Source organism: Pandoraea pneumonica (assembly GCF_049918595.1).
GTDB classification, from domain to species: Bacteria; Pseudomonadota; Gammaproteobacteria; order Burkholderiales; family Burkholderiaceae; genus Pandoraea; species Pandoraea pneumonica_A.
The window spans coordinates 563,262-583,966 of the sequence record NZ_JBNCRZ010000001.1; the positions used below are offsets into that span (position 1 = coordinate 563,262).

A 20,705-nucleotide genomic window follows, 5' to 3' on the forward strand; every position below is an offset into this window, starting at 1 on the left:
ACTATCGATCGTCATCGAATACGAGAGGGGACGTCATGTCATTGGCCGTTGTCAGCAGTCGGGCGCTGACCGGGATGGCCGCGAGGCCGGTGCGGGTCGAAGTGCATCTGGCGAACGGATTGCCCGGGTTGTCGCTTGTCGGACTCCCCGACACGGAAGTGAAGGAAAGCCGCGAGCGCGTGCGATGCGCGCTCCAGAACAGTCGATTCGAATTTCCGGCGCGAAGGATCACCATCAATCTCGCTCCAGCCGACTTGCCGAAGGCATCCGGGTGTTTCGATCTACCGATTGCGCTGGGTATTCTCGCGGCGAGCGGGCAATTACCGGAATCAGGATTGCGTACGCACGAGTTTGCGGGGGAGTTATCGCTCTCGGGTGAGTTGCGGCCCATCCGCGGCGGATTGGCAATGGCGAGCGCCGTTGCGGCATCTCCCGGAGACCGCGCGTTGGTACTGCCCATGGCCAACGCGCAAGAAGCCGCGCTGGTGGAAACCGCGACGATTTATGGCGCACGCACGCTGCTCGATGTGTGTGCGCATCTCGCCGAGGGAGACGCGGCGATGCGACTGTCGCGTGCATGCGTAATGGGTCGCCGCAATCCAGACAACGAGGATACCGCCGGCGACCAGCCAGATCTCGCCGATATCAAAGGCCAGGATCATGCCAAGCGGGCACTTGAAGTAGCCGCCGCTGGCGGGCATCACGTGTTGCTGCATGGCCCACCGGGGACTGGCAAATCGATGTTGGCAATGCGGCTCATCACATTGCTGCCACCCTTAAGTACCGCTGAAGCGGTGGAAGTCGCCACGCTTGCTAGTCTGAGTGCTACAGGACTCGATATCAAAAGTTGTTGGGGCAAACGGCCATTTCGCGCACCGCATCACACGGCTTCGGCGGGAGCGCTCGTGGGTGGCGGCAGCATCCCTCGCCCCGGCGAAATTAGTCTCGCGCACCGCGGCATTTTGTTCCTCGACGAATTGCCCGAGTTTCAGAGGCGCGTGCTTGAAGTCCTACGAGAACCGCTCGAACTTGGACACGTCACGATCTCGCGTGCATCGGCGCGCGCAGCATTCCCCGCGGTCTTTCAATTGATCGCTGCGATGAATCCATGCCCGTGCGGCGACCTCGGGCATCCGTCGCGCGCATGTCGCTGTAGCAGCGAAGCGGTCACGCGTTATCGGAATCGTTTATCCGGGCCGTTGCTCGATCGTATCGATCTGCATGTCGGTGTCCCGGCCTTGAGTGCAGAGACCTTAGCCGGTCCGGCGCAAGGAGAACGCAGCGCTGTCGTGGCGTTACGCGTTCAGCAGGCACGCGAGCGACAGCACGCGCGGCAAGGCCAATTGAATTGCCACCTATCCGGCCGCTCATTGGAAACGCACTGCACATTACGCGACAACGCGCGCGAGGTACTACACCGTGCCGTCGAGCGGCATCACTGGTCGGCCCGCACCTATCACCGGGTGTTGCGTGTTGCGCGCACGGTCGCCGATATCGCCGCGTGCGAAGACATCAATGTGGATCACATCGCTGAGGCAGTGCAGTATCGGGAGGCGACGGCCACGTGACGCCCCGCCCCGCGCTCACCATCACTCCAGCGTGAACGAATCGAGGAATTGATCGACCTGATCCTTGGCAGGCGCTTTCGTGGCAAGCACGACTACCTGATAGACATGATTGCCACGTCCGACAAAGCGTGCGGCGACGTAGCGCTCAGTCTTGTCGCTCGCCATGCCTTGAGCAGCTACACCGAGCCCCGGCACCGATGGCGCATCGCCCGCCTGACGCACCATCACCTGCGTCGGTGTTGCGGCGACATCGCTCACGTTAGCCAGCAGCCCGTGTTGCAGCTCGGTGAGTACCGTCTGGCGCAGGGTCGCGTCATCGCTCGGCAAAGTCACAACGCCGACGGCGAACAGCGCCGCATCGACGCGTGCCGCCTGCATGCGCATCGGCAACGCGCCGGAGGCGAACTTCACTTCGCGAGCATCCTGCGTCGGTTTGGCCGGGTACGTCACCGCGTAAGCACCGTCCTTGTCGTGAACTTCACGCCAATCGTAGCGAGGCGTACAGGCGACAAGCGCGGCCAAAGTACCGAGAGCGGCAAAGACACGGACAACGCGGTTCATAGCGAATGGCGGGAATCGGTGAAGGAAGTCGGCCATTATCCGTCATCCGGCGCGGGGGTTGCGTCACGGTGGGTTGCGCCACAAGGAACGCGCCATGCCGGAACCCGGTATCATCGGCGCCATGACACGCCGTTCCGCCCCCGTCGCGACCATGCTGCGCGCCCTCGCCCGAACCCTCCGCCATCTTGTCGGCGTGGGTGGACTAAGCGCGGCGGCGGTACTCGGCGCGGTGTTCTGCACAGTTTTCAGCGTTACGCCGACATTCACCAGTGCAGCGCCATCAACGGCCGCAACGGCCTCAACAGCCTCAACAGTTAATGCCACCCTCCCCGCCGCCACCGACTTCGCCGCCCACGCGCGTCGTGCTGTCGCGCTCGACGCGCCGTTGATCGTGCTCGTCTCGCTGCGCGACTGTGCCTACTGCGGCCCGATCCGCCAGCGCGAACTCGCGCCACTGGTTCGCAGCGGCAAGTACGAGGTGCGCGAAATCGGCATGGACAGCACGGCCCCAGTGCGCGATTTCGACGGCAGCACGACCACCGGCAAAGCGTGGGCACGTGCCCATGGCGTCAAGGTTTCGCCGACGGTTTTGTTCCTCGATACGAACGGACGCGCTATTGCCGACCCACTGATCGGCGCAGGCCTGCCGGACTTCTACGGCGCGTATCTCGACGACGCCATCGCCAATGCCCGCGCGCGTTTGCACGCGGCCAGCGCCACCACGACGCGCTGAGATTCAGAGTAGAATCGTCGTCACTGAACGGGGCCCTGGGCATGTTTGCTCCTACCCCGCCCACGCAACCAACATTGGCTGTTTCATGAGCGCATCGACCTCTCGCAAGTCCCCTCTGGGCAAGATTCTCGCCGTCGCGATCATCGTTGTCGTGGCCGCTGCGGCGTACTTCACGTTCGCGGGTCCGAAGCGTGCGCCGCAGGCGACCTTCACGTTGCTCTCCGGCCAAAAGCTGAGCCCCGAGCAACTCAAGGGCAAGGTCTATCTGGTGAACTTCTGGGCGACGAGCTGCGTGACGTGCATGAAGGAAATGCCGACGATGGTGCAGACGTACGAGAAGTACAAAGGCCAAGGGCTGGAATTCGTCGCAGTGGCGATGAGCTACGACCCGCCGATGTACGTCATGAACTACGCGCAGTCGCGTCAGTTGCCGTTTAAGGTCGCGATGGATTCCGATGGCAGCGTCGCCAAACAGTACGGCAACGTGCAACTCACGCCGACGACCTTCGTGGTCGATCGCGACGGCCACGTGCTCAAACAGTACGTCGGCGAGCCGGAATACGCAGAACTCGACAAGCTGATCGAAAAGGCACTGGCCAAGCAAGCCTAAAGCCGCAAACGACGGTCACAAAAAAAGCGCCCGAGGGCGCTTTTTTGTTGTTCATCGATTGGCAGGCAATCCAGCAGCCGACTTACCGCTCCCCTTCACCCTGCCCCTTCGTCTGCAAGCCATAGCGCTTGAGCTTTTCATACAACGTGGCCTTCGGCACATGCAGCGCTTCGGCTGTCGCCGCGACGTTACCTTTGCTGTGATCCAGCGCCTCTTGCAACACCGCACGCTCGAAGCGCTCCACCTGCTCTTTGAGCGGCAACGGCGCATGCGAATCGTCTTGCGGCACGCTCGCCACACCCAGCACCAGACGGTCAGCCGCATTGCGCAATTCGCGCACGTTGCCCGGCCAGTCCGACTGCATCAACTCCTGACGCATACGCTCCGTCACCAACGGCGCGGGACGCCCGTAACGCACCGCCGCGTCGAGCAGAAAGTGTTCGAACAGCGGCACGATATCTTCGTGTCGCTCACGCAACGGCGGCAGCGCCAACGTAACCACGTTAAGTCGATAGAACAAGTCGCGGCGGAACGTGCCCTCGCGCACTAATTGCTCCATATCGCCCTTCGCAGCAGCCACCACGCGGCAATCGACACGAATCAACTGATTCGACCCAAGGCGCTCCAGCACGCCGTCCTGCAACACGCGCAGCAGCTTCACCTGCAACGCCGCAGGCATGCTCTCGATTTCGTCGAGGAAGAGCGTGCCGCCCGATGCGTGTTCCAACTTACCGATACGTCGCTTGGCCGCGCCCGTGAACGCGCCGACTTCGTGCCCGAACATCTCGCTCTCGAAAATCGCCTCGGGCAACGCACCGCAGTTCAGCGCAACGAACGGCGCATCGCGGCGGCGCGACAACTCATGCAAACTGCGCGCGACCAACTCCTTGCCGGTCCCGGTATCGCCGTTGATCAGCACCGGCGCATCGGTCATCGCGACGTTCGCGATCAGCGTGCGTAGCGTCTCCATCGATGGGCTACGACCGATGATGCGCGACGCCCGCCCGCCCTGCTCCGCCAGTTCCCGGCGCAACGCCTGGTTCTCCAGCATGAGCTTGCGTGTCTCGAGCGCGCGTTTCGCCGATTCGATCAGACGATCCGGTGCGAACGGTTTTTCGATGAAGTCGTAAGCCCCATCGCGAATCGCCTGCACGGCCATCGAAATATCGCCGTGCCCGGTCACGAGAATCACCGGCACTTCCGGCGCGTGTTGACGCAGATGCGCGAGCAATTCCAGCCCGCTCATACCGATCAGGCGAATGTCGGAGACCACGATGCCAGCGAAGTCCGGCGTAATGCGCTCACGCGCGGCTTCGGCAGACGCGAGTCCGAAGGCGTCCAGACCTGCGAGTTGCAAGCTTTGCAGCGTGGCACGCCGCACGAGTTCGTCGTCTTCGACGAAGAGGATTTGCAGGTTCTTGTACATCATGCGATTGTCGCGCCGGCGCGATGCACGCGGCGCAGCGTCACGAGAAATTCCGCACCACCGCCCGGCACATTACGTGCGACCAGTTGGCCGCCGTTCTCCTGAGCGATGGACGACGAGATGGCGAGTCCGAGTCCCATACCCTGACCACCCTCCTTGGTACTGAAAAACGGTTCGAACAGTCGCGACATATGCGCCTGTGCGATACCGGGTCCGTTGTCGCGCACATAAATGCGCGCCCACTGCTCGTCGGCATCGACATCGATCCAGATCGACGGCTGCGGTGGTTGCTGCAACGGCGGCTGCACGCTCACCACGGCATCGATGGCATTGCCGACCACATTGATCAGCACCTGCTCGAGCCGCAAGCTCTCACACGCGACCTGCACGTCGTCGAGCCCGTTGGAGAACGTCACCGTCAACTGAATGCCCGCCATGCGACCGCGCAACAGCATCGTCGTGTTGTCGAGCGCCCGGCGCACCGACGCCTCGCTGTCGCCACGACGCGCACGTCCCGCGAACAGACGCAACTGGCCCGTGATGCGCCCCATGCGATCAGTCAGCGACGCAATGGCCTCCAGATTCTCACGCGCCGCACCGTACTCTTCCCGGTCGAGCAGCACGCGCGTGTTATCCGAGAAACTGCGCAGCGCCGAGAGCGGTTGATTCAACTCGTGCGTAATACCCGCCGCCATCTGCCCCAAAGCGACCAACTTCGATGCCTGCACCAACTCGCTTTGCGCTTCACGCAACTCGTGCTCGGTGCGTGAGCGCTCCTGCACTTCCGTTTGCAACCGCTCGTTGGCCGATTGCAGATCTGCCGTGCGCTCGGCCACGCGCTCGCCCAACTCGGCGTAAGCCGACTGCAATAGCTCGCGGCTCTTCAACATATCGCGCACGCGTTGTCGCCGCTGATTCCACGCCACGCCGAGCAAGCAAGTGAACGCTGCCAAACACGCCGCCGCCACCGCCGCGATGCGCGCATTGGCAATGACCTGATCGAGCGGCGCGAAATACATCAGCGTCCAGTCGGGCTCGCCCAATTTACGCTGCACAGCGAGAAAGCGCCGCGTCTTACCGGCGCCGCGTCCATCGCGCACGGTCACCACTTCGCCGTCCGCATCGAGCCGCTCGTCGGCACTCCAGTTCAGCGGCGTGATGTGCTGGTTGTAATACTGCCGGGTGCTCGCCAGCGCCGCCGTCACGTCGGGCGCCAATGGCGCGAGCGCCCGATATTGCCAACGCGGCTCCGACGAGAGAAACACCACGCCGTGATCGTCGGCCACCACCACCGGCTCGGACGCATCGGCCCCCGCCCGCTGAAACCATTCCAGATTCAGTTTGACGACAACCACGCCCTGAATCTTTCCATCCACCAGAATCGGCTGCGAGACGAAGTAGCCCGGCTCGCCCGAGGTGGTCCCCACGCCGTAAAACCGGCCAAGCGCACCGCCGATGGCGTCGATGAAATACGGGCGGAAGCGATACTCCTGCCCCACGAACGTCGCCTTCTCGCGCCAGTTGCTCGCCGCCAGCGCTAACCCATTGGCATTGATGACATAAGCCGCCGACGCTTTCGCGCGCTGATTCACATCGAACAAATAATCGTTGGCACGCTGCACGACCGCACGGTCTTCGGGATGCAGCAGCAGATCGTGCACGTACGGGTGCAGCGAGAGCAGGTAGGGCAGGAATTCGTAGCGGTCGACGGTGCTGCGCAGACTCCCGGCGTAGCGCTCCACACGCGCACCGGCGTTCACGCGCAGGTCGGCCACGCCGCGCTGCCAGCTCAGCGCGTACGTCAACCAGCAAAACAGGGCGCTCACCACGAGCATGGCGGCGATCCACAACCAACGGCGCATCGGCACAGTCCTTTCGAGTTCGATCGGGACTTCGTCGCGCCGGCGCTCCGCTGAATTCACGTGCGGTGCGGCAGTCCCCGAGGGGCGCTCGCTCTGACGTGCGCGGATCGAATTGTCTTGCAGGGTGGCCATGTTGGCGGTGTTACAGCAATTGCATGCCTTTAGCATTGCCGGTTCAGGCGATTGCGGCAGGCAGCGTGCGGTCGCACTGCCTGCCGCAATCGCGGAACCAAAGGACCACCGGGCGGCGAAGCTCAGGCGCTATTGTGCCTGTGCCGCACCGCCCGGTGGCGAATGTTCCACCCGGCGGGGAAAACCGCTCCCCGCCTGCGCCCTAACTTCAGGCCAGTTCCGGACCCTTCTTGCCCGACATCGCTTCGGCGAGCTTCTTACGATCCAGTTCCTTTTCCCAGGCCGACACAACGATCGTGGCAACGCCGTTACCGCAGATGTTGGTCAGGGCACGGCACTCGCTCATGAAGCGGTCGATACCGAGAATCAGCACCATCCCGGCGACCGGAATCGTCGGAATCACGGCCAGCGTTGCGGCGAGCGTGATGAAGCCCGCGCCGGTCACGCCCGAAGCGCCCTTCGAGGTCAGCATCGCCACGGCGAGCAGCGTGAGCTGTTGGCCCCAGGTCAGATCGATGTTGGTCGCTTGCGCAATGAAGAGCACGGCCATCGTCATGTAGATGTTCGTGCCGTCCAGGTTGAACGAGTAACCGGTCGGGATCACCAGACCCACCACCGACTTCGAGCAACCGGCCTTCTCCATCTTTTCCATCAGGTGCGGCAGCGCAGCTTCCGACGAGCTCGTACCCAGCACGATCAGCAGCTCTTCCTTGATGTATGCAAGGAAGCGGAAGATCGAGAAGCCCGTGAACTTGGCGATCAGACCCAGCACGACGATCACGAACAGGAACGACGTCAGGTAGAACGTACCCATCAGCTTCGCGAGCGGCACCAGCGAGGCGATACCGTACTTACCGATCGTGAAGGCCATTGCACCGAAAGCACCCAGCGGGGCAACCTTGGTGATGATGTGCACAACGCGGAACAGCACGCCGGAGACGCTGTCGATCCAGCCCGTCACCACGCGACCACGCTCACCGATCATGCCCAACGCGGCACCGAACAGAATAGCGATCACGAGGATCTGGAGAATCTCACCCTTGGCGAACGCATCGGTGATGGTGTTCGGGATCAGGTGCAGCAGGAAGTCGACGAACGTATCGCCGTGGGCAGCCTTCTCGGCGTAACCCGCGATCGCCTTCGGATCGAGCGTGCTGATATCGACGTTAAAGCCGGCACCCGGCTTCAGGATGTGCGTCGCCATCAGACCGATCACCAGCGCGAGCGTCGAGACGACTTCGAAGTAGATCAGCGCCTTACCACCGACGCGGCCGACCTTCTTCATGTCTTCCATGCCGGCAATACCGGTCACGACGGTACAGAAGATCACCGGGCCGATGATCATCTTGATCAGCTTAATGAACGCATCGCCGAGCGGCTTCATCTGCACGGCCAGATCGGGCTTGAAATGGCCGAGCAGCACGCCGATCACGATGGCGATCAGCACCTGCACGTACAGGATGCGGTAAAAGGGTTTCTTGGTCTTCGTTTGCATGTTGTTTCCTCTTCAGGCGGCGGGGCAAGCCACCACCCTTGTTATTAATCTGCGGTGACCCCGCGGATCTCGCTTTGCGCGAAGCGCATTTGCTCCTCCATCACCATCTGGGCCAGCTCCTTCTTCAATTCATTGAATTCGCTGCCTGCCGTGTCGCGTGGGCGCGGCAATTCGATTGCCATGTCCCGCTTGACCGTGCCCGGCCGGTACGTCATGACGACGACCCGGTCGGCCAGATAGATCGACTCCTCGATGCTGTGTGTGACGAAAATGATCGTCTTCTTGAATTCCTCCCAAATGCGCAGCAGCTCGTCTTGCAACGTACGACGCGTGAGGGCGTCGAGCGCGCCGAACGGCTCGTCCATGAGCATGATCGGGCTGTCGAGCGCCAGCACGCGGGCAATTGCCACACGCTGACGCATGCCACCCGACAGATCGCGCGGAAACCGCTCGCGGAACTCGCGCAAATTGAGTTTGCCCAGCAGCAAGTCCACGCGCTCGTTGATCTCGGCGCGCTTCATGCCCTTGATTTCCAGTCCGAACGCGATGTTCTGCGCCACCGTCATCCACGGAAACAGTGCGTATTCCTGAAACACCATGCCGCGATCCGGGCCCGGCTCGGCAGCCGCGTCCGCGCGGCCGTCGATGCGAATCGCACCCGACGTGGGTTGCACAAAGCCAGCCAGCGCGTTGAGCAGCGTCGACTTGCCGCAGCCCGAAGGCCCCAGCAGACAGACGAACTCGCCCGTGCCGATATTCAGGTCGATGTTCTTGAGCGCATCGACGGTGCCGCCCGGAACGGCGAACTGTTTGTTGACGTGTTCGATTTCGATCAGCATGTCGTTCGCCTCACTTGGTTTCCAGACCACGATGCCACTTGAGCAGGTGGTTATTGAGACGATCCATGCCCAGATCGATCACCAGACCGAGCAGGCCGATGGTCAGCATGCCGGCGATGATCTTGTCGGACCACATGTACTCGCGCGCTTCCAGAATGCGGTAGCCCAGCCCGTTGTTCACGGCAATCATCTCGGCCACGATCACCACGATGAAAGCGGTACCGATACCGATGCGAATGCCCGACAGGATGTACGGCGTCGCTGCCGGCATGATCACGCGGCGGAAGATCGTGAACTGGCCCGCACCGAGGTTGCGTGCCGCGCGCAGATAGATCCCGTCGACATGGCGCACGCCAGCGATCGTATTCATCAGCACAGGGAAGAACGCCCCGAGTGCGATGAGGAAGAACGCGGGCGGGTTACCCAGACCGAACCACAGAATGGCCAGCGGAATGTAGGCAATCGGGGGGATCGGACGCACCACTTGCACCAGCGGATTGAACAAGCCGTAGATGCGGGTGCTCGTGCCCATGAGCAGCCCGAGCGGCAAGGCGATCACCGTGCCGACCAGAAAGCCCATGATCACGCGATAGAGACTATTGGCCGCATCGGTGAGCAGTTCGCTCGAATGCAGCCACGCGCCGAAGCCCTCGGCCATCGTCACGGTCGGCTTGAGGTACTGCCACCACTTGGTCACGACCGCGACCGGCGACGGGAGAATGATCGGGTTGATCCACTCGAGGCCGGTGATGATCTGCCAGATCACCACGACCGCGAGCGGAATCAACACGCCGCGTAGCGCGCGCGACGAGCGCGAGCCGGAGGAAGCAAGAACAGCTGCCACTAGTGACCTCGCCTTACTTGATGTTCAGCTTGGTCTTGGCATTGGCGAGCAGGTCGAGCTTGACCCAGTCGTTAGCCTTCGGCACCGGATCTTGCAGCTTGCCCACGCCGTACTGCTTCATCAGGTCGGTGGTGAGCTGCACGTGCGACGTGCTCAGATCGTAGCTGTACGGCGAGTTGCCGATGGCATCGGTGAAGTCTTGCTGCGTGATCTGGTTCTTGAACATGTCTTCACGCACGTACTTCTCGGCCGCTTGCGGGTTCTTGATGAAGTAGTCGGTTGCTTCCACGAAGGCGTACATCAGACGTTGGGCCACGTCCGGCTTTTCCTTGTAGAGCTTTTCCGTAATGACGAGGGCGCGCACCGGCTCGCCGATCGGCGTGTCGTACGGCTTGAGCATTTCGACGCCGAAGCCCTTGTTGATGGCTTGCGAAGCTTGCGGCTCCGACTGGCACATGGCATCGATGCTACCGGCGGCGAGGGCTTGGTTCAGATCGGCGTAGGCCATGAACAGAATCTGCACGTCCTTGGCACCCGGCTGATCCGACCACGTCAGACCGGCCTTTGCCAGTTCTGCGTAGAGGATGAGTTCCTGTGCGCCGCCACGGGCGACACCCACCTTCTTACCCTTGAGATCAGCCACCTTCGTGACAGCAATGCCTTTCTTCGACACGAGGCGCACGCCGCCCTTGGCGAAACCGGCCACAGCGTAAATCGGCGCCCCCTGCGCACGACCTGCGATGGCGGCATCAAGCGCGCTTGCCGACACGTCGATCTGACCGGCAACGATCGCCGGCATGATGTCCACACCCTTGGCGAACATACGTTCTTCGATCTTCAGGCCGTACTTCGGGCCGATCACTTTCATGTACGACACGGCGCCGTAGTGGGCGAACTTCAGGTTGCCCAGACGCACCAGATCGTCGGCGAAAGCGTGCAGCGAAACCGCGCACAAGGCCGCGGCGGCAAGACATTGCTTGAACATAAGGTCTCCTCTCTTATTAGATCGGCTTGCGCGTTGTCGGGAATCCAGACAACGCAGCAGCACGCTCGTAAGAGAGCAATAGTCATGCCAGCAAACTATGTCTTTGATTTATTTGGGAGAAAGTGTGGAAAACCCGATGGTCGGGTATACGGAAATCCAGAAAAACTCAGAATATTGTTTCTGGATTTCCGGAATTTTGAGCGAAATGGGGAAATCTCGCGACGCGGATGGGGGCAAACCCCGAGACGGCTAACGCACAACGGAACGTTGAAAAATCCGCGGCGATTTGGGCACGTTGCGGGCGGGTAACGCGTTGGCGACGCCACCGCCGGCCGAAGCATTGAAAGCACCGGCCGGTCGATGTGCTGCTGTCGCGAACGTCAGGCCGACAGCACTTCCGGCACTTGCACCTGATAGCCCAGCTCGGCGGAAATTTCCGCGGCGCAGGCCGACAAGCGCGATGAGATATCCGGCAGCAACGCGCGGGTCATCCGCGAGGACGGGCCCGATGCCGACAGCGACGCAATCACTTCGCCCGAAGCATCGCGCACCGGCACGGCAACCGACACCGCTTCCGGGGCCAGTTCACCAAAGCTCACCGCGCAGTCTTGCGTACGCACGTTAAGCAACTCAGCGGCAAGTTCATCACGCTCGATCAGCGTGCCTGCGGTGAAGCGCTTGCGCGGACGGCCCAGCACTTGGGCGCGCACGTCGTCCGACGCAAACGCCAGCAGCACACGGCCCGATGCACCGACGTACAGCGGGCGGCGATTACCGACCACGCCATGCACGCGCAGTTCGTGGGTCGATTCCACGCGCGCCACGCACAGCGACTCGAGGCCGTCGCGCACGCGCAGTTGAATGTTCTCGTTGAGCGCACGGTTGAGCGACTGGATGTGGCGATGCGCCACCTTCACCAGATTCACCTGCTCGTGGCCCGCCACACCAAGCACCAGCGCTTGCGCGCCGAGCACGTAGGTCACGGGGCTGCCCTCTCGCACGACCCAGCGGTGCTGTTCGAGCGTCGCCAGCAGGCGAAACGCACGTGACTTGTTCAGGCCAGCGCGTTGCGCCAGTTCCGTCACACCCAGACCGGGGCACTCCCCGACCAGCGACAGCAGCGAAAGCGCCGTGTCGACCGAAGCGACTGTGTAGTCCATCAAGCTTCCTCGCTATGTTGTTCGGCATACGCGGCGAGCGCCGCCGCAAATTGCCCTAGTTGCGATTGCAGCGACGCGAAACCGTCATGTTTCTCGCCGCGTGATTCATTCATGTAAAGCGCCCGGTTCAGCTCGATTTGCACGCTGTGTCGGCGCTCGGCAGGCCGTCCGAAGTGACGCACGATGTCGCCGCCGCGATAGGGCGTGTTGTACGCCACGCGAAAGCCCAGCCGCGTGAACTCGGCGATCAACCAGCGCGAGAACGCCGGGTCGGCCGTCGTGCCGTCGTAGTCGCTCACGATCACGTCGGCGCGCGACATCCCGGCATCGGGGTCGAGCGCACCGCCGCGCGAGCTCATCGAGTGGCAATCGAGATGCCAGACCACGCCGTATTCGTTCCAGGCGGCGTCGAGCGCATCGCGCAACGCCTGTCGGTACGGCAGGTAGTAATCGTTGATCCGGCGCTCCACCTCGGCCACGCTCAGCCGCCGGTCGTACAGCGGCTGGTTCGGCGCGGCAAAGCGATGCAGCAGGCCGACGCCTCGCTCGCTATACGCCTCGGGGCGCGCGTCGTGCGGCCACAGGCTGGCCAGTAACTCGGGGTCGATATCGTGGACGGCGCGATTCGGATCGATATAAGCGCGCGGGAAGAGCGCGGCGACGAGCGTCGCACCGTGTTGCGTGACGATGGACCACAGTTCGTCGACGTAAGCGTCGCCACAAGCGTGAATGGCCGCCGTCGGGGCGATGGTATCGAAGTCGGGCGGGAACACGTGGCCGCTGTGTGGCGCGTCGAATACCAGCGGGTGGCGGAGCAATTGCCCACCTCGCCCGGCTTGCGGCGCCTCCACAAAATATCGACCCTCGGTCACCTGACGGGACATGCCGTCTCCTCACGTACGTTCGGAACACTCGCTCGCGAATCGCGAACCCTTCGTTTTGACCAGCAAAACAAGGTTTCAATATTCTGAAACAACGCCGGAGGGGCGACAAGGTGATGGTTGTTACAACATATTTCGGCGCGCGATAGGGAGAGACGCGCTTGTCGTCGCGGCGAATGCGCGACGTTAATGGCAGAACGATGACGGTTCGGTACGTTTTCCCTGCGGTCGTAGGCGTTTTACGAACCTATTGCGAGCGTATTGCGTATCGAACCGGGCGACGCGTGTGATGGCTCGTAATGACTTTTTCGACTCGCCCAATAAAAAAGCGGACTGTGAGGCACAGTCCGCTCTTGGGTACCCCGGGATTTGGCCGCCCGGGGTTCGCTTCATTTCTCGCCTTAGATGGCGTCGGCCACGCCGGCTTCGTGGGCCTGCACGTCGGCGTGATAGCTCGAACGCACCATCGCCCCGACGGCGGCGTGCGTGAAGCCCATCTTGTAGGCTTCTTCTTCGAACATCTTGAAGGTGTCCGGCGTCACATAACGGCGCACGGCCAAGTGGTGCTCCGACGGCTGGAGGTACTGGCCGATCGTCAGCATGTCGACGTTGTGGGCACGCAAATCGCGCATGACTTCCAGAATTTCCTCGTCCGTCTCGCCCAAGCCGACCATCAGGCCCGACTTCGTTGCCACGTCCGGATGCTTCGCCTTGAACTCTTTGAGCAGCGTGAGCGAATGCTGGTAGTCCGAGCCCGGGCGCGCTTCCTTGTACAGACGCGGCACCGTTTCGAGGTTGTGGTTCATCACGTCGGGCGGTGCGGCGTTCAGGATGCCCAGCGCACGGTCCAGACGGGCACGGAAGTCCGGCGTCAGGATTTCGATGCGGGTTTGCGGCGACAACTCGCGCACGTGGCGAATGCAATCGACGAAGTGCTGGGCACCGCCATCGCGCAGGTCGTCACGGTCGACGCTGGTGATCACCACGTACTTGAGGCGCATTGCCGCAATGGTCTTGGCGAGGTTCAGCGGTTCGTCTGCGTCGAGCGGGTCCGGGCGGCCGTGACCCACGTCGCAGAACGGGCAACGGCGCGTGCACTTGTCGCCCATGATCATGAACGTGGCCGTGCCCTTGCCGAAGCACTCGCCGATATTCGGGCAGCTCGCCTCTTCACACACGGTGTGCAGGTTGTGCTCGCGCAAAATCTGCTTGATCTCGTAGAAACGCGACGTATGCGTAGCCGCCTTCACACGAATCCAGTCCGGCTTCTTCAGCCGCTCGATCGGCACGATCTTGATCGGAATGCGCGCCGTCTTGGCTTGTGACTTCTGCTTGGCGGTGGCGTCGTAATCGCCATCGATCGTGCGAACTTCCTTGCTCGCGGTGTCGTTCACAGTGGTGGTCATGATGGGGCTTTCCAGGCGTCCATTCAGGCGGCGGTGTTCGCGCTGGCGGCCGCATCGGCGCTGGGCGCAGAATCGGCAGGCGGCGCGGCGTCAGCCGTCGCGGGGTGCTGTTCGAGGTGATGGCCGAGTTGCTGCGCCAGTCGCGCGGCCACTTCGTCCCAGCGGGCGGCCACGCCGAGCGTGGCCATGTCTACGGTTTGCAAGCCGGCGTAACCGCACGGATTGATCCAGTCGAACGGCCGCAAATCCATCCCGACGTTCAATGACACGCCGTGATAACTGCATCCGTTGCGGATTTTCAACCCGAGTGCTGCGATTTTCGCGCCAGCATGCGCTACGGTGCCGTCGCCCGGGCTCACATAGATGCCCGGCGCGCCAGCCCGGCGCTCAACAGCGAGATTATACGCTCCAAGGGTATCAATCACCGCCTGCTCGATCAGCCGCACCAGTTCGCGCACGCCAAGCTTGCGCCGGCGCAGGTCGACGAGCAGGTAGATCACCACCTGGCCGGGGCCGTGATACGTGATCTGCCCGCCCCGGTCGACTTTGACGAGGGGGATGCCGCTATCGGCGATGAGCAGGTGAGCAGGGTCGCCCGCGAGTCCCAGCGTGTAGACGGGGGGATGCTGGACGATCCAGAGTTGATCCGGGCCGTGCGCGCCACGCGCGTCGGTGTACGCGCGCATGGCGTCGAACGATGTGGCGTAGTCTTCGGTGCCGCGCCAGCACACTTCGATCGGGGAGGTCATGACCGCGATTTTAACGAAACCCGCCGCGTCTTGCTCGGAGCGCTGCGGCGGAGTTCACGTTCATGGGGTCGCTGTGGACGCTGCCGACGATCAGGCCGCCCCCGCCTTCTTCGCCGGTGCCGCGCCAATGCCCCGCGCGTAGCAACCGGCCGCGATCAGAATCATCACGCCGCCCAGCCACTGCGTCGGGTGCAGCACGATACCGAATGCGAGAAAGTCGACCGCCACAGCCACCACCGGATACACGAAGCCGAACACCGCAAGGCTCGACGTCGACGCCTTCTGAAACGCGCCGTACAACAGCAGGTACATGAAAGTGGTGTGGAACAAGCCCAACGTGACGATGGCCCCGATCTGACGCGGGCCGCCGGGCAAGTGACCGAAGTCGGCCATCCACACGAACACCACGGCGCCGATCACCATATGCAGTGCAGCAATGATCTCGGGCCGGAGCGTGCCCGCCAGCTTCTTGGTGAACAACGTGGTTGCCGCGTAAAGCGACGCGGCCGCCAGCGCACTCGCCACGCCGAGCAGATAGCCCTCACCGTGCACGCCACCCGGCTCAGCGAGAATCACCAACCCGGCGAACGCCAGTCCGAGGAACCCAAGCGTTGCGGCAGACGGGCGCTCGCGCGTGATGATGGCGCTCGCCATCACGAGCAAGAACGGCTGCACGTTATAGACGACCGTCGTGATACCCACTGAAGTGAGCTTGTACGCGCTGAACAGGAAATACCAGTTCGACACGAGGGTAATCGCGCCCAACGCCACGTTCACGATTTGCCAGCGCGCCAGACGCAAACCGCGCCAATAGCCGCGGTAGGCACACCAGGCACACAAACTAGCCGCACCGATCAGGCATCGGAAGAACACCACATTGAGCGCAGGCTGCCCGGACATCAGCACGAAGTACCCGATGGTGCCGGAAATCACCATCGCGGCGACCATCAACCACCGGCCCAAACGCTCGTCGGCTTGCGGATTCGACGGCCCGTGCCCCGCGTCTGTGGACGTGGAAGCGGGCGTAGAAGCGACCGGCGTTGCACGAGCCGGGCTAGAACCTTGCGTCATTGCGCGAAATCTCCCCATGAAGCGGCGCATTTTCGTTCGATTGTTGCGCGCTTTGATGTGAATTCAATTGACATCAAGTCAATGTCTGAAACGACTCACGCGCTCGGTGGCAAGGACTGCCACGCGAGCGCGTGAAATTTGATGGTTGAGCCGCATCGAAGGCGTCGGGCGAACTCACTGCAATCGCGACGCGCCTGCCCTCACGACACCTCAAGCGGCCGATGCGCAGGAATTCGCTTCACGTGCGGCCCGACGCCCGGCCAACCAGCGGCGAAGCTCACGTACCAGCGGGAAACGATGCGCCACTTCGCGTTCGAGCTCCGCTTCTGCGCCGTCGTCCGACGAGACCCAGTAGCGGCGTCCCGGCTCTACCGCCAGACGCTGCCCCGGCATCAGCCAGTAGTCGCGGGGGTCGCCCGCCCGTGTCACCCAGACTGCCGCGCCGCGTGCGACAAGCGTATGCTCGTGGTGCAAGTCGAGACTCACGACTTCGCCCGGCCGGATGCCGTAAAAATATTGCACCTTTGTCAAATTGTTTTGCATTTTACGACCCCCACTCAGTGCGAGACAATGACTGAATCATAGGGACTGCCAAGCGCTACACCAAACGACATATTTTCACGGCCTTGCGAATAAAGCTCACATGGATCTTCGGAGACTTCCCAACCTGAGTGCTCTGCGCGCGTTCGAAGCGGCTGCGCGTCTGGAGAGCTTTTCCCGCGCCGCCGAGGAATTGTTCGTCACGCACGGCGCCATCAGCCATCAGATCCGCGCGCTGGAGCAGGAGCTGGGCACCCAGCTCTTCGCCCGCAACGGCAAGCGCATCAGCCTGACCGCCGCAGGGCGGCAATACGCCGTGTCGATCCGGGCCGCGCTCGGCGATATCGCACAGGCCACGCGCAAGTTGCAGGCCGGTACGCGCAGCGAACGGCGCTTGGTGCTCACCACGATGCCGTCCTTTGCCAGTCGATGGCTGACGCCGCGGATCGGGCGCTTCATCGACCGTCATCCCGAGCTGGAGGTAGAACTGCGTTGCAGCGCGGAGCTGATCGATTTCGAACGCGACGACGTAGATATCGCGCTGCGCATGGGCAAGGGAAACTGGCCTGGCCTGCATATCGAAAAAGTGCTCGAAGACGTGTTCTTCCCGGCATGTGCGCCGACCTACAACGACGGACACCTGCCTCAGACCGCTGAGGCGTTGCGCCAAAGCACGCTGCTGCGCTCCGAAGGCGAGCCATGGGCACCGTGGTTTGCGGCAGCCGGGTTCGATCTGCCCGAGCCGGCGCAGGGCATGATGTATCAGGATTCGGGGATGCTGTCGCAAGCGGCCATCGTCGGCCAGGGCGTGGCGCTCGTGCGGCGCTCGCTGGCCGTGGGCGACATCATGGCTGGGCGGTTGGTGCGCCTCTCGGACGTCGATACGCCGTGCGAATGGGACTACTACTTCGTGTGTCCGCCGGGGGTGTTCGAAACCCAACGAGTGCAGGCGTTTCGCACGTGGTTTCTCGAGGAGATGGGGGCGTTCGAGGCGGTCATGAACATGCAGCGCCGTCCGGCGCAGGCGAGCCCCGAAGCGCTCGCCGCCGGTATGGCCTCTACAGCAGGCACGCTGACCACAGACGCCCAACTGGGGCTCGCACCGGCGCTACCGCCGGATGACGGTGCGCCGACGCATGCGTAAGTGCGGCGTTACAGCACAACCTTGACCATCGGATGGCCATGCAGCGCGCGGTAAATGTCGTCGAGGTGAGCACGAGAGTTGGCACGCACCGTGACGGTCAGGCCAAGGTAGTTGCCCGAGCTCGACGGACGCATTTCGACGGTGGCCGCATCGAACTCGGAATCGAGCTCACGCAACAACGCCACGATGGTATCGGCGAAATCCGGCTGCATCTTTCCCATCACCTTGATGGGAAAGTCGCACGGAAACTCCAACAGACTTTCTTTGTTCTCCGGCGTCATAGCGCCTCCTTGGCTCGCTGATAAGCCGCGTACAGTGCGCGGAAGACAGGGCCGGGCTTGCCGTCGCCCACCGGCTCGTCGTCCAAACGCACAACGGCCAGCACTTCCTTGGTCGCCGACGTGATCAGCAACTCGTCGGCGCTACGCACTTCTTCCTCGCTGACCGGACGCTCGTGGAATGCGATACCGCACTCCTTGGCAAACCCTTCGAGCGCACCGTAGCGAATGCCTTCCAGAATGCGATTATCACGCGGCGGCGCAAACATTTCACCGCCCTTGATGACCCACACGTTGCTCGACGACGCCTCGGTCAGGAAGCCCTCGCGGAACTGCACTGTCTCCTGCACATCGTGATCGGCCGCATATTGCGCCATCAGCACGTTGCCCAGCAGCGACGTCGACTTGATGTGGCAGTTGAGCCACCGGCGGTCTTCGTGCGTCACGGCACCCACGCCATGCTCGACCTTCTCGCGCGACGGCAGCGTGAGCGGCGTGGCGATGCCGAACACCGTCGGCGTGATGTCCTTCGGGAACGTGTGCTGACGCGGTGCCACGCCACGCGTGACCTGCACGTACACACTGTGCGGGTCGGCGGCACAAGTGGCCGACAGGCGCGCAAACAGCGCTTCCCATTCGGCGCGTGTGTACGGATTCACGATACGAATCTCGGCCAGACTGCGCTCGAGGCGATCCAGATGTTGCGTCAGCCGGAACGGCTTGCCGTGGTAGACCGGCACGACTTCGTAAATGCCGTCGCCGAACAGGAAACCGCGATCGAGAACGGAAATCTTCGCGTCACTGAGCGGAATCAGTTCGCCATTGAGCCAGACGGTGGGGTTGTCCATATTTGCGGGGGGCGCGTATCGCGCACGGCTAAATTGCAAAACGCGCCCCTGGGGCGCGCCTCGCGTTTGCCGGCCTGACCTGACCGGCGAGGCGCAGGTCCGCACCGCGAACCCGCCATACTCCCCACACGCCGACGATGGTTCACCGGCGCGTGGAAACGTCCTTACTTCTTCATGAACATCAAACGCAGCGCATCCCAGGCGCGGCCGATGAAGCTGGCCTGTGCGACGTCGGCGAGCGCCACGACCGGGAATTCGGCCAGTTGCTTGCCATCGGCCATGACCTTCACGGTGCCGACCTGCGCGCCGTTGGCGATCGGCGCAATCAGCGGCTCGCGCAGCTCGAGTTGCGGCTTGATCTTGTCGGCCACGCCCTTCGGCACGGTGATGAAGGTGTCTTTCTTCACGCCGATCTTCAGCTCGCTATCCTTGCCCTTCCACACCTTGGGCGTGGCCACGACCTGGTTCGCGGCGTACACGCGCAGCGTGTCGAAGTTCTGATACGCGTAGTTCAGCGCCGAAAGGCTGTCCTGCACGCGCGCGCGCTCGGTCGGCTCGCCCACCACCACCGACAGCACGCGGCGATTGGCACCCGGGGCACCCGGCAACGGACGCGATGCCGTCGACACGAGGCAGTACCCCGCTTCCTTGGTGTGACCGGTCTTCAGGCCGTCCACGGTCGGGTCGAGCGAGAGCAGGCGGTTGCGGTTCGGTTGGCGAATGTTGTTGTACGTGAAGCTCTTCTCCGAGTAGATCTTGTAGTACTCGGGGAAGTCTTGAATCATGTGCGTCGACAACGTGGCGATGTCGGCAACCGTCGTGTAGTGCTGCGGATCGGTCAGACCGTCGACGTTCGTGTAATGCGTATTCTTCAGGCCAAGGCGCTGCGCAGCACGGTTCATCAGCTCGACGAAGCCCGGCTGCGAGCCGCCGATGAGTTCGGCCAGCGCGATCGAGGCGTCGTTACCCGACTGAATGATCATGCCGTAGACCAGATCGTGCACGCTGACCGGCTTGCCCGCTTCGATGAACGTACGCGACTCGTCGCGGCCCACCTTGCGCACCGACTCGCCCGGAATGACGGTTTGATCCATCGAAATGCGCTTGTCGCGCAGGGCTTCGAAGACCAGATACGACGTCATGATCTTCGTGAGCGAAGCCGGCTCCACACGCGCTTCCGGATCGCCGGCCGCGAGCACCTGACCACTGGTGACGTCGACGATCGTCCACGCCTTGGCCGACATCGGCGGCGGCGGAATCTGTTGAGCACGGGCCGGGAGTGCAGCAAGCGAGCCGCAAGCGACGAGCGCCGCGGCAGCGGCGGCACGGGACAGCGAAGCGTTGAATTTCATTGGCGAAGAGAGAAACGGTGTGAGACTCAAAGGCATCTGCACTGGATTGAGCACCGCGCGCACGATCGCAACATGAAAGACACGAAAGCGGCACGGTGAAGAGGACAGCGGCACCGAAGCGCCGGTGCCAGGCATGTCGGGAGGAATAGACCCGGCATCGCCTGACAGGTTCAGGGACGAATTATACCCGCCGTGATTTGCGTACCCCAGTGTCGGGAGGG

General features: G+C 62.7%; 20 protein-coding genes. 4 read left to right on the forward strand and 16 right to left on the reverse strand.

Going from position 1 to position 20,705, the window contains the following annotated elements; all coding sequences use genetic code 11:
- Positions 1 to 35 precede the first annotated feature (35 nt).
- A complete protein-coding gene (locus tag ACPWR9_RS02645; RefSeq protein ID WP_426296593.1) occupies positions 36 to 1,568 on the forward strand; it encodes a YifB family Mg chelatase-like AAA ATPase in 1,533 nt (510 codons plus the stop codon).
- A 21-nt stretch (positions 1,569 to 1,589) separates the two neighbouring features.
- Here the strand turns inward: ACPWR9_RS02645 and ACPWR9_RS02650 are convergent, their stop codons facing one another.
- Positions 1,590 to 2,129: a hypothetical protein gene (locus tag ACPWR9_RS02650; RefSeq protein ID WP_426296592.1), complete on the reverse strand. Its 540-nt coding sequence runs from the start codon at positions 2,127 to 2,129 to the stop codon at positions 1,590 to 1,592.
- Between the two features lie 94 nt (positions 2,130 to 2,223).
- Here ACPWR9_RS02650 and ACPWR9_RS02655 point away from each other — a divergent pair, with 94 nt between their 5' ends.
- The gene (locus tag ACPWR9_RS02655) at positions 2,224 to 2,862 is read left to right on the forward strand and encodes a thioredoxin (protein ID WP_426296591.1); all 639 of its coding nucleotides are present in this window, start codon (positions 2,224 to 2,226) and stop codon (positions 2,860 to 2,862) included.
- A gap of 85 nt (positions 2,863 to 2,947) precedes the next feature.
- Positions 2,948 to 3,472, forward strand: coding sequence for a TlpA disulfide reductase family protein (locus tag ACPWR9_RS02660; protein ID WP_426296590.1), 525 nt, complete (start codon positions 2,948 to 2,950; stop codon positions 3,470 to 3,472).
- 82 nt (positions 3,473 to 3,554) lie between these two features.
- On the opposite strand, the gene ACPWR9_RS02665 is transcribed toward ACPWR9_RS02660, so the two are convergent.
- From ACPWR9_RS02665 to ACPWR9_RS02720, 12 genes are all read right to left on the reverse strand, one after another.
- Positions 3,555 to 4,898: a sigma-54-dependent transcriptional regulator gene (locus tag ACPWR9_RS02665; RefSeq protein WP_426296645.1), complete on the reverse strand. Its 1,344-nt coding sequence runs from the start codon at positions 4,896 to 4,898 to the stop codon at positions 3,555 to 3,557.
- On the reverse strand, positions 4,898 to 6,892 hold the full coding sequence (locus ACPWR9_RS02670; protein ID WP_426296589.1) for a sensor histidine kinase: 1,995 nt from the start codon (positions 6,890 to 6,892) through the stop codon (positions 4,898 to 4,900). Before ACPWR9_RS02670 ends, ACPWR9_RS02665 begins: the two co-directional genes overlap by 1 nt.
- Positions 6,893 to 7,100: 208 nt before the next feature.
- On the reverse strand, positions 7,101 to 8,387 hold the full coding sequence (locus ACPWR9_RS02675; RefSeq protein WP_150679874.1) for a dicarboxylate/amino acid:cation symporter: 1,287 nt from the start codon (positions 8,385 to 8,387) through the stop codon (positions 7,101 to 7,103).
- Positions 8,388 to 8,431: 44 nt separating this feature from the next.
- The gene (locus ACPWR9_RS02680; protein ID WP_150679873.1) at positions 8,432 to 9,226 is read right to left on the reverse strand and encodes an ABC transporter ATP-binding protein; all 795 of its coding nucleotides are present in this window, start codon (positions 9,224 to 9,226) and stop codon (positions 8,432 to 8,434) included.
- Between the two features lie 10 nt (positions 9,227 to 9,236).
- The gene (locus tag ACPWR9_RS02685; RefSeq protein ID WP_426296588.1) at positions 9,237 to 10,070 is read right to left on the reverse strand and encodes an ABC transporter permease; all 834 of its coding nucleotides are present in this window, start codon (positions 10,068 to 10,070) and stop codon (positions 9,237 to 9,239) included.
- A gap of 13 nt (positions 10,071 to 10,083) precedes the next feature.
- On the reverse strand, positions 10,084 to 11,055 hold the full coding sequence (locus tag ACPWR9_RS02690) for an ABC transporter substrate-binding protein (protein WP_058377055.1): 972 nt from the start codon (positions 11,053 to 11,055) through the stop codon (positions 10,084 to 10,086).
- Positions 11,056 to 11,435: 380 nt separating this feature from the next.
- On the reverse strand, positions 11,436 to 12,215 hold the full coding sequence (locus ACPWR9_RS02695; protein ID WP_150679870.1) for an IclR family transcriptional regulator: 780 nt from the start codon (positions 12,213 to 12,215) through the stop codon (positions 11,436 to 11,438).
- Complete coding sequence (locus ACPWR9_RS02700; protein ID WP_426296587.1) at positions 12,215 to 13,099, reverse strand: N-formylglutamate amidohydrolase; 885 nt, start codon at positions 13,097 to 13,099, stop codon at positions 12,215 to 12,217. Before ACPWR9_RS02700 ends, ACPWR9_RS02695 begins: the two co-directional genes overlap by 1 nt.
- Positions 13,100 to 13,497: 398 nt before the next feature.
- Positions 13,498 to 14,502, reverse strand: a complete 1,005-nt coding sequence (gene lipA, locus ACPWR9_RS02705; protein WP_150679868.1) for a lipoyl synthase — start codon at positions 14,500 to 14,502, stop codon at positions 13,498 to 13,500.
- A gap of 23 nt (positions 14,503 to 14,525) precedes the next feature.
- On the reverse strand, positions 14,526 to 15,251 hold the full coding sequence (lipB, locus tag ACPWR9_RS02710; RefSeq protein WP_426296586.1) for a lipoyl(octanoyl) transferase LipB: 726 nt from the start codon (positions 15,249 to 15,251) through the stop codon (positions 14,526 to 14,528).
- 90 nt (positions 15,252 to 15,341) lie between these two features.
- Positions 15,342 to 16,322, reverse strand: a complete 981-nt coding sequence (locus ACPWR9_RS02715; protein ID WP_426296585.1) for a DMT family transporter — start codon at positions 16,320 to 16,322, stop codon at positions 15,342 to 15,344.
- A gap of 210 nt (positions 16,323 to 16,532) precedes the next feature.
- Positions 16,533 to 16,844 carry a DUF2917 domain-containing protein gene (locus ACPWR9_RS02720; protein WP_426296644.1) on the reverse strand — a complete coding sequence of 104 codons (312 nt, stop codon included), beginning with the start codon at positions 16,842 to 16,844 and terminating at the stop codon, positions 16,533 to 16,535.
- 121 nt (positions 16,845 to 16,965) lie between these two features.
- Between ACPWR9_RS02720 and ACPWR9_RS02725 the strand changes: the two genes are divergently transcribed.
- Entirely contained in the window at positions 16,966 to 18,006 is a 1,041-nt protein-coding gene (locus ACPWR9_RS02725; protein ID WP_426296584.1) for a transcriptional regulator GcvA, read from the forward strand.
- 8 nt (positions 18,007 to 18,014) lie between these two features.
- Here ACPWR9_RS02725 and ACPWR9_RS02730 read toward each other — a convergent pair whose 3' ends face one another.
- The 3 genes from ACPWR9_RS02730 to ACPWR9_RS02740 form a co-directional block, all read right to left on the reverse strand.
- A complete protein-coding gene (locus tag ACPWR9_RS02730; RefSeq protein WP_426296583.1) occupies positions 18,015 to 18,287 on the reverse strand; it encodes a DUF493 family protein in 273 nt (90 codons plus the stop codon).
- Positions 18,284 to 19,132 (reverse strand): D-amino acid aminotransferase, encoded by an 849-nt coding sequence (locus ACPWR9_RS02735; RefSeq protein WP_426296582.1) that lies wholly within the window; start codon positions 19,130 to 19,132, stop codon positions 18,284 to 18,286. Before ACPWR9_RS02735 ends, ACPWR9_RS02730 begins: the two co-directional genes overlap by 4 nt.
- Positions 19,133 to 19,296: 164 nt before the next feature.
- Complete coding sequence (locus ACPWR9_RS02740) at positions 19,297 to 20,520, reverse strand: D-alanyl-D-alanine carboxypeptidase family protein (protein ID WP_426296581.1); 1,224 nt, start codon at positions 20,518 to 20,520, stop codon at positions 19,297 to 19,299.
- Positions 20,521 to 20,705: the final 185 nt, after the last annotated feature.

Coding starts and splice junctions, on each gene's coding strand:
- ACPWR9_RS02645 (WP_426296593.1), top strand. CDS start 36: ATGTCATTGGCCGTTGTCAGCAGTCGGGCGCTGACCGGGATGGCCGCG.
- ACPWR9_RS02650 (WP_426296592.1), bottom strand. CDS start 2,129: ATGAACCGCGTTGTCCGTGTCTTTGCCGCTCTCGGTACTTTGGCCGCG.
- ACPWR9_RS02655 (WP_426296591.1), top strand. CDS start 2,224: ATGCCGGAACCCGGTATCATCGGCGCCATGACACGCCGTTCCGCCCCC.
- ACPWR9_RS02660 (WP_426296590.1), top strand. CDS start 2,948: ATGAGCGCATCGACCTCTCGCAAGTCCCCTCTGGGCAAGATTCTCGCC.
- ACPWR9_RS02665 (WP_426296645.1), bottom strand. CDS start 4,898: ATGTACAAGAACCTGCAAATCCTCTTCGTCGAAGACGACGAACTCGTG.
- ACPWR9_RS02670 (WP_426296589.1), bottom strand. CDS start 6,892: ATGGCCACCCTGCAAGACAATTCGATCCGCGCACGTCAGAGCGAGCGC.
- ACPWR9_RS02675 (WP_150679874.1), bottom strand. CDS start 8,387: ATGCAAACGAAGACCAAGAAACCCTTTTACCGCATCCTGTACGTGCAG.
- ACPWR9_RS02680 (WP_150679873.1), bottom strand. CDS start 9,226: ATGCTGATCGAAATCGAACACGTCAACAAACAGTTCGCCGTTCCGGGC.
- ACPWR9_RS02690 (WP_058377055.1), bottom strand. CDS start 11,055: ATGTTCAAGCAATGTCTTGCCGCCGCGGCCTTGTGCGCGGTTTCGCTG.
- ACPWR9_RS02695 (WP_150679870.1), bottom strand. CDS start 12,215: ATGGACTACACAGTCGCTTCGGTCGACACGGCGCTTTCGCTGCTGTCG.
- ACPWR9_RS02700 (WP_426296587.1), bottom strand. CDS start 13,099: ATGTCCCGTCAGGTGACCGAGGGTCGATATTTTGTGGAGGCGCCGCAA.
- lipA (WP_150679868.1), bottom strand. CDS start 14,502: ATGACCACCACTGTGAACGACACCGCGAGCAAGGAAGTTCGCACGATC.
- lipB (WP_426296586.1), bottom strand. CDS start 15,251: ATGACCTCCCCGATCGAAGTGTGCTGGCGCGGCACCGAAGACTACGCC.
- ACPWR9_RS02715 (WP_426296585.1), bottom strand. CDS start 16,322: ATGACGCAAGGTTCTAGCCCGGCTCGTGCAACGCCGGTCGCTTCTACG.
- ACPWR9_RS02725 (WP_426296584.1), top strand. CDS start 16,966: ATGGATCTTCGGAGACTTCCCAACCTGAGTGCTCTGCGCGCGTTCGAA.
- ACPWR9_RS02730 (WP_426296583.1), bottom strand. CDS start 18,287: ATGACGCCGGAGAACAAAGAAAGTCTGTTGGAGTTTCCGTGCGACTTT.
- ACPWR9_RS02735 (WP_426296582.1), bottom strand. CDS start 19,132: ATGGACAACCCCACCGTCTGGCTCAATGGCGAACTGATTCCGCTCAGT.
- ACPWR9_RS02740 (WP_426296581.1), bottom strand. CDS start 20,520: ATGCCTTTGAGTCTCACACCGTTTCTCTCTTCGCCAATGAAATTCAAC.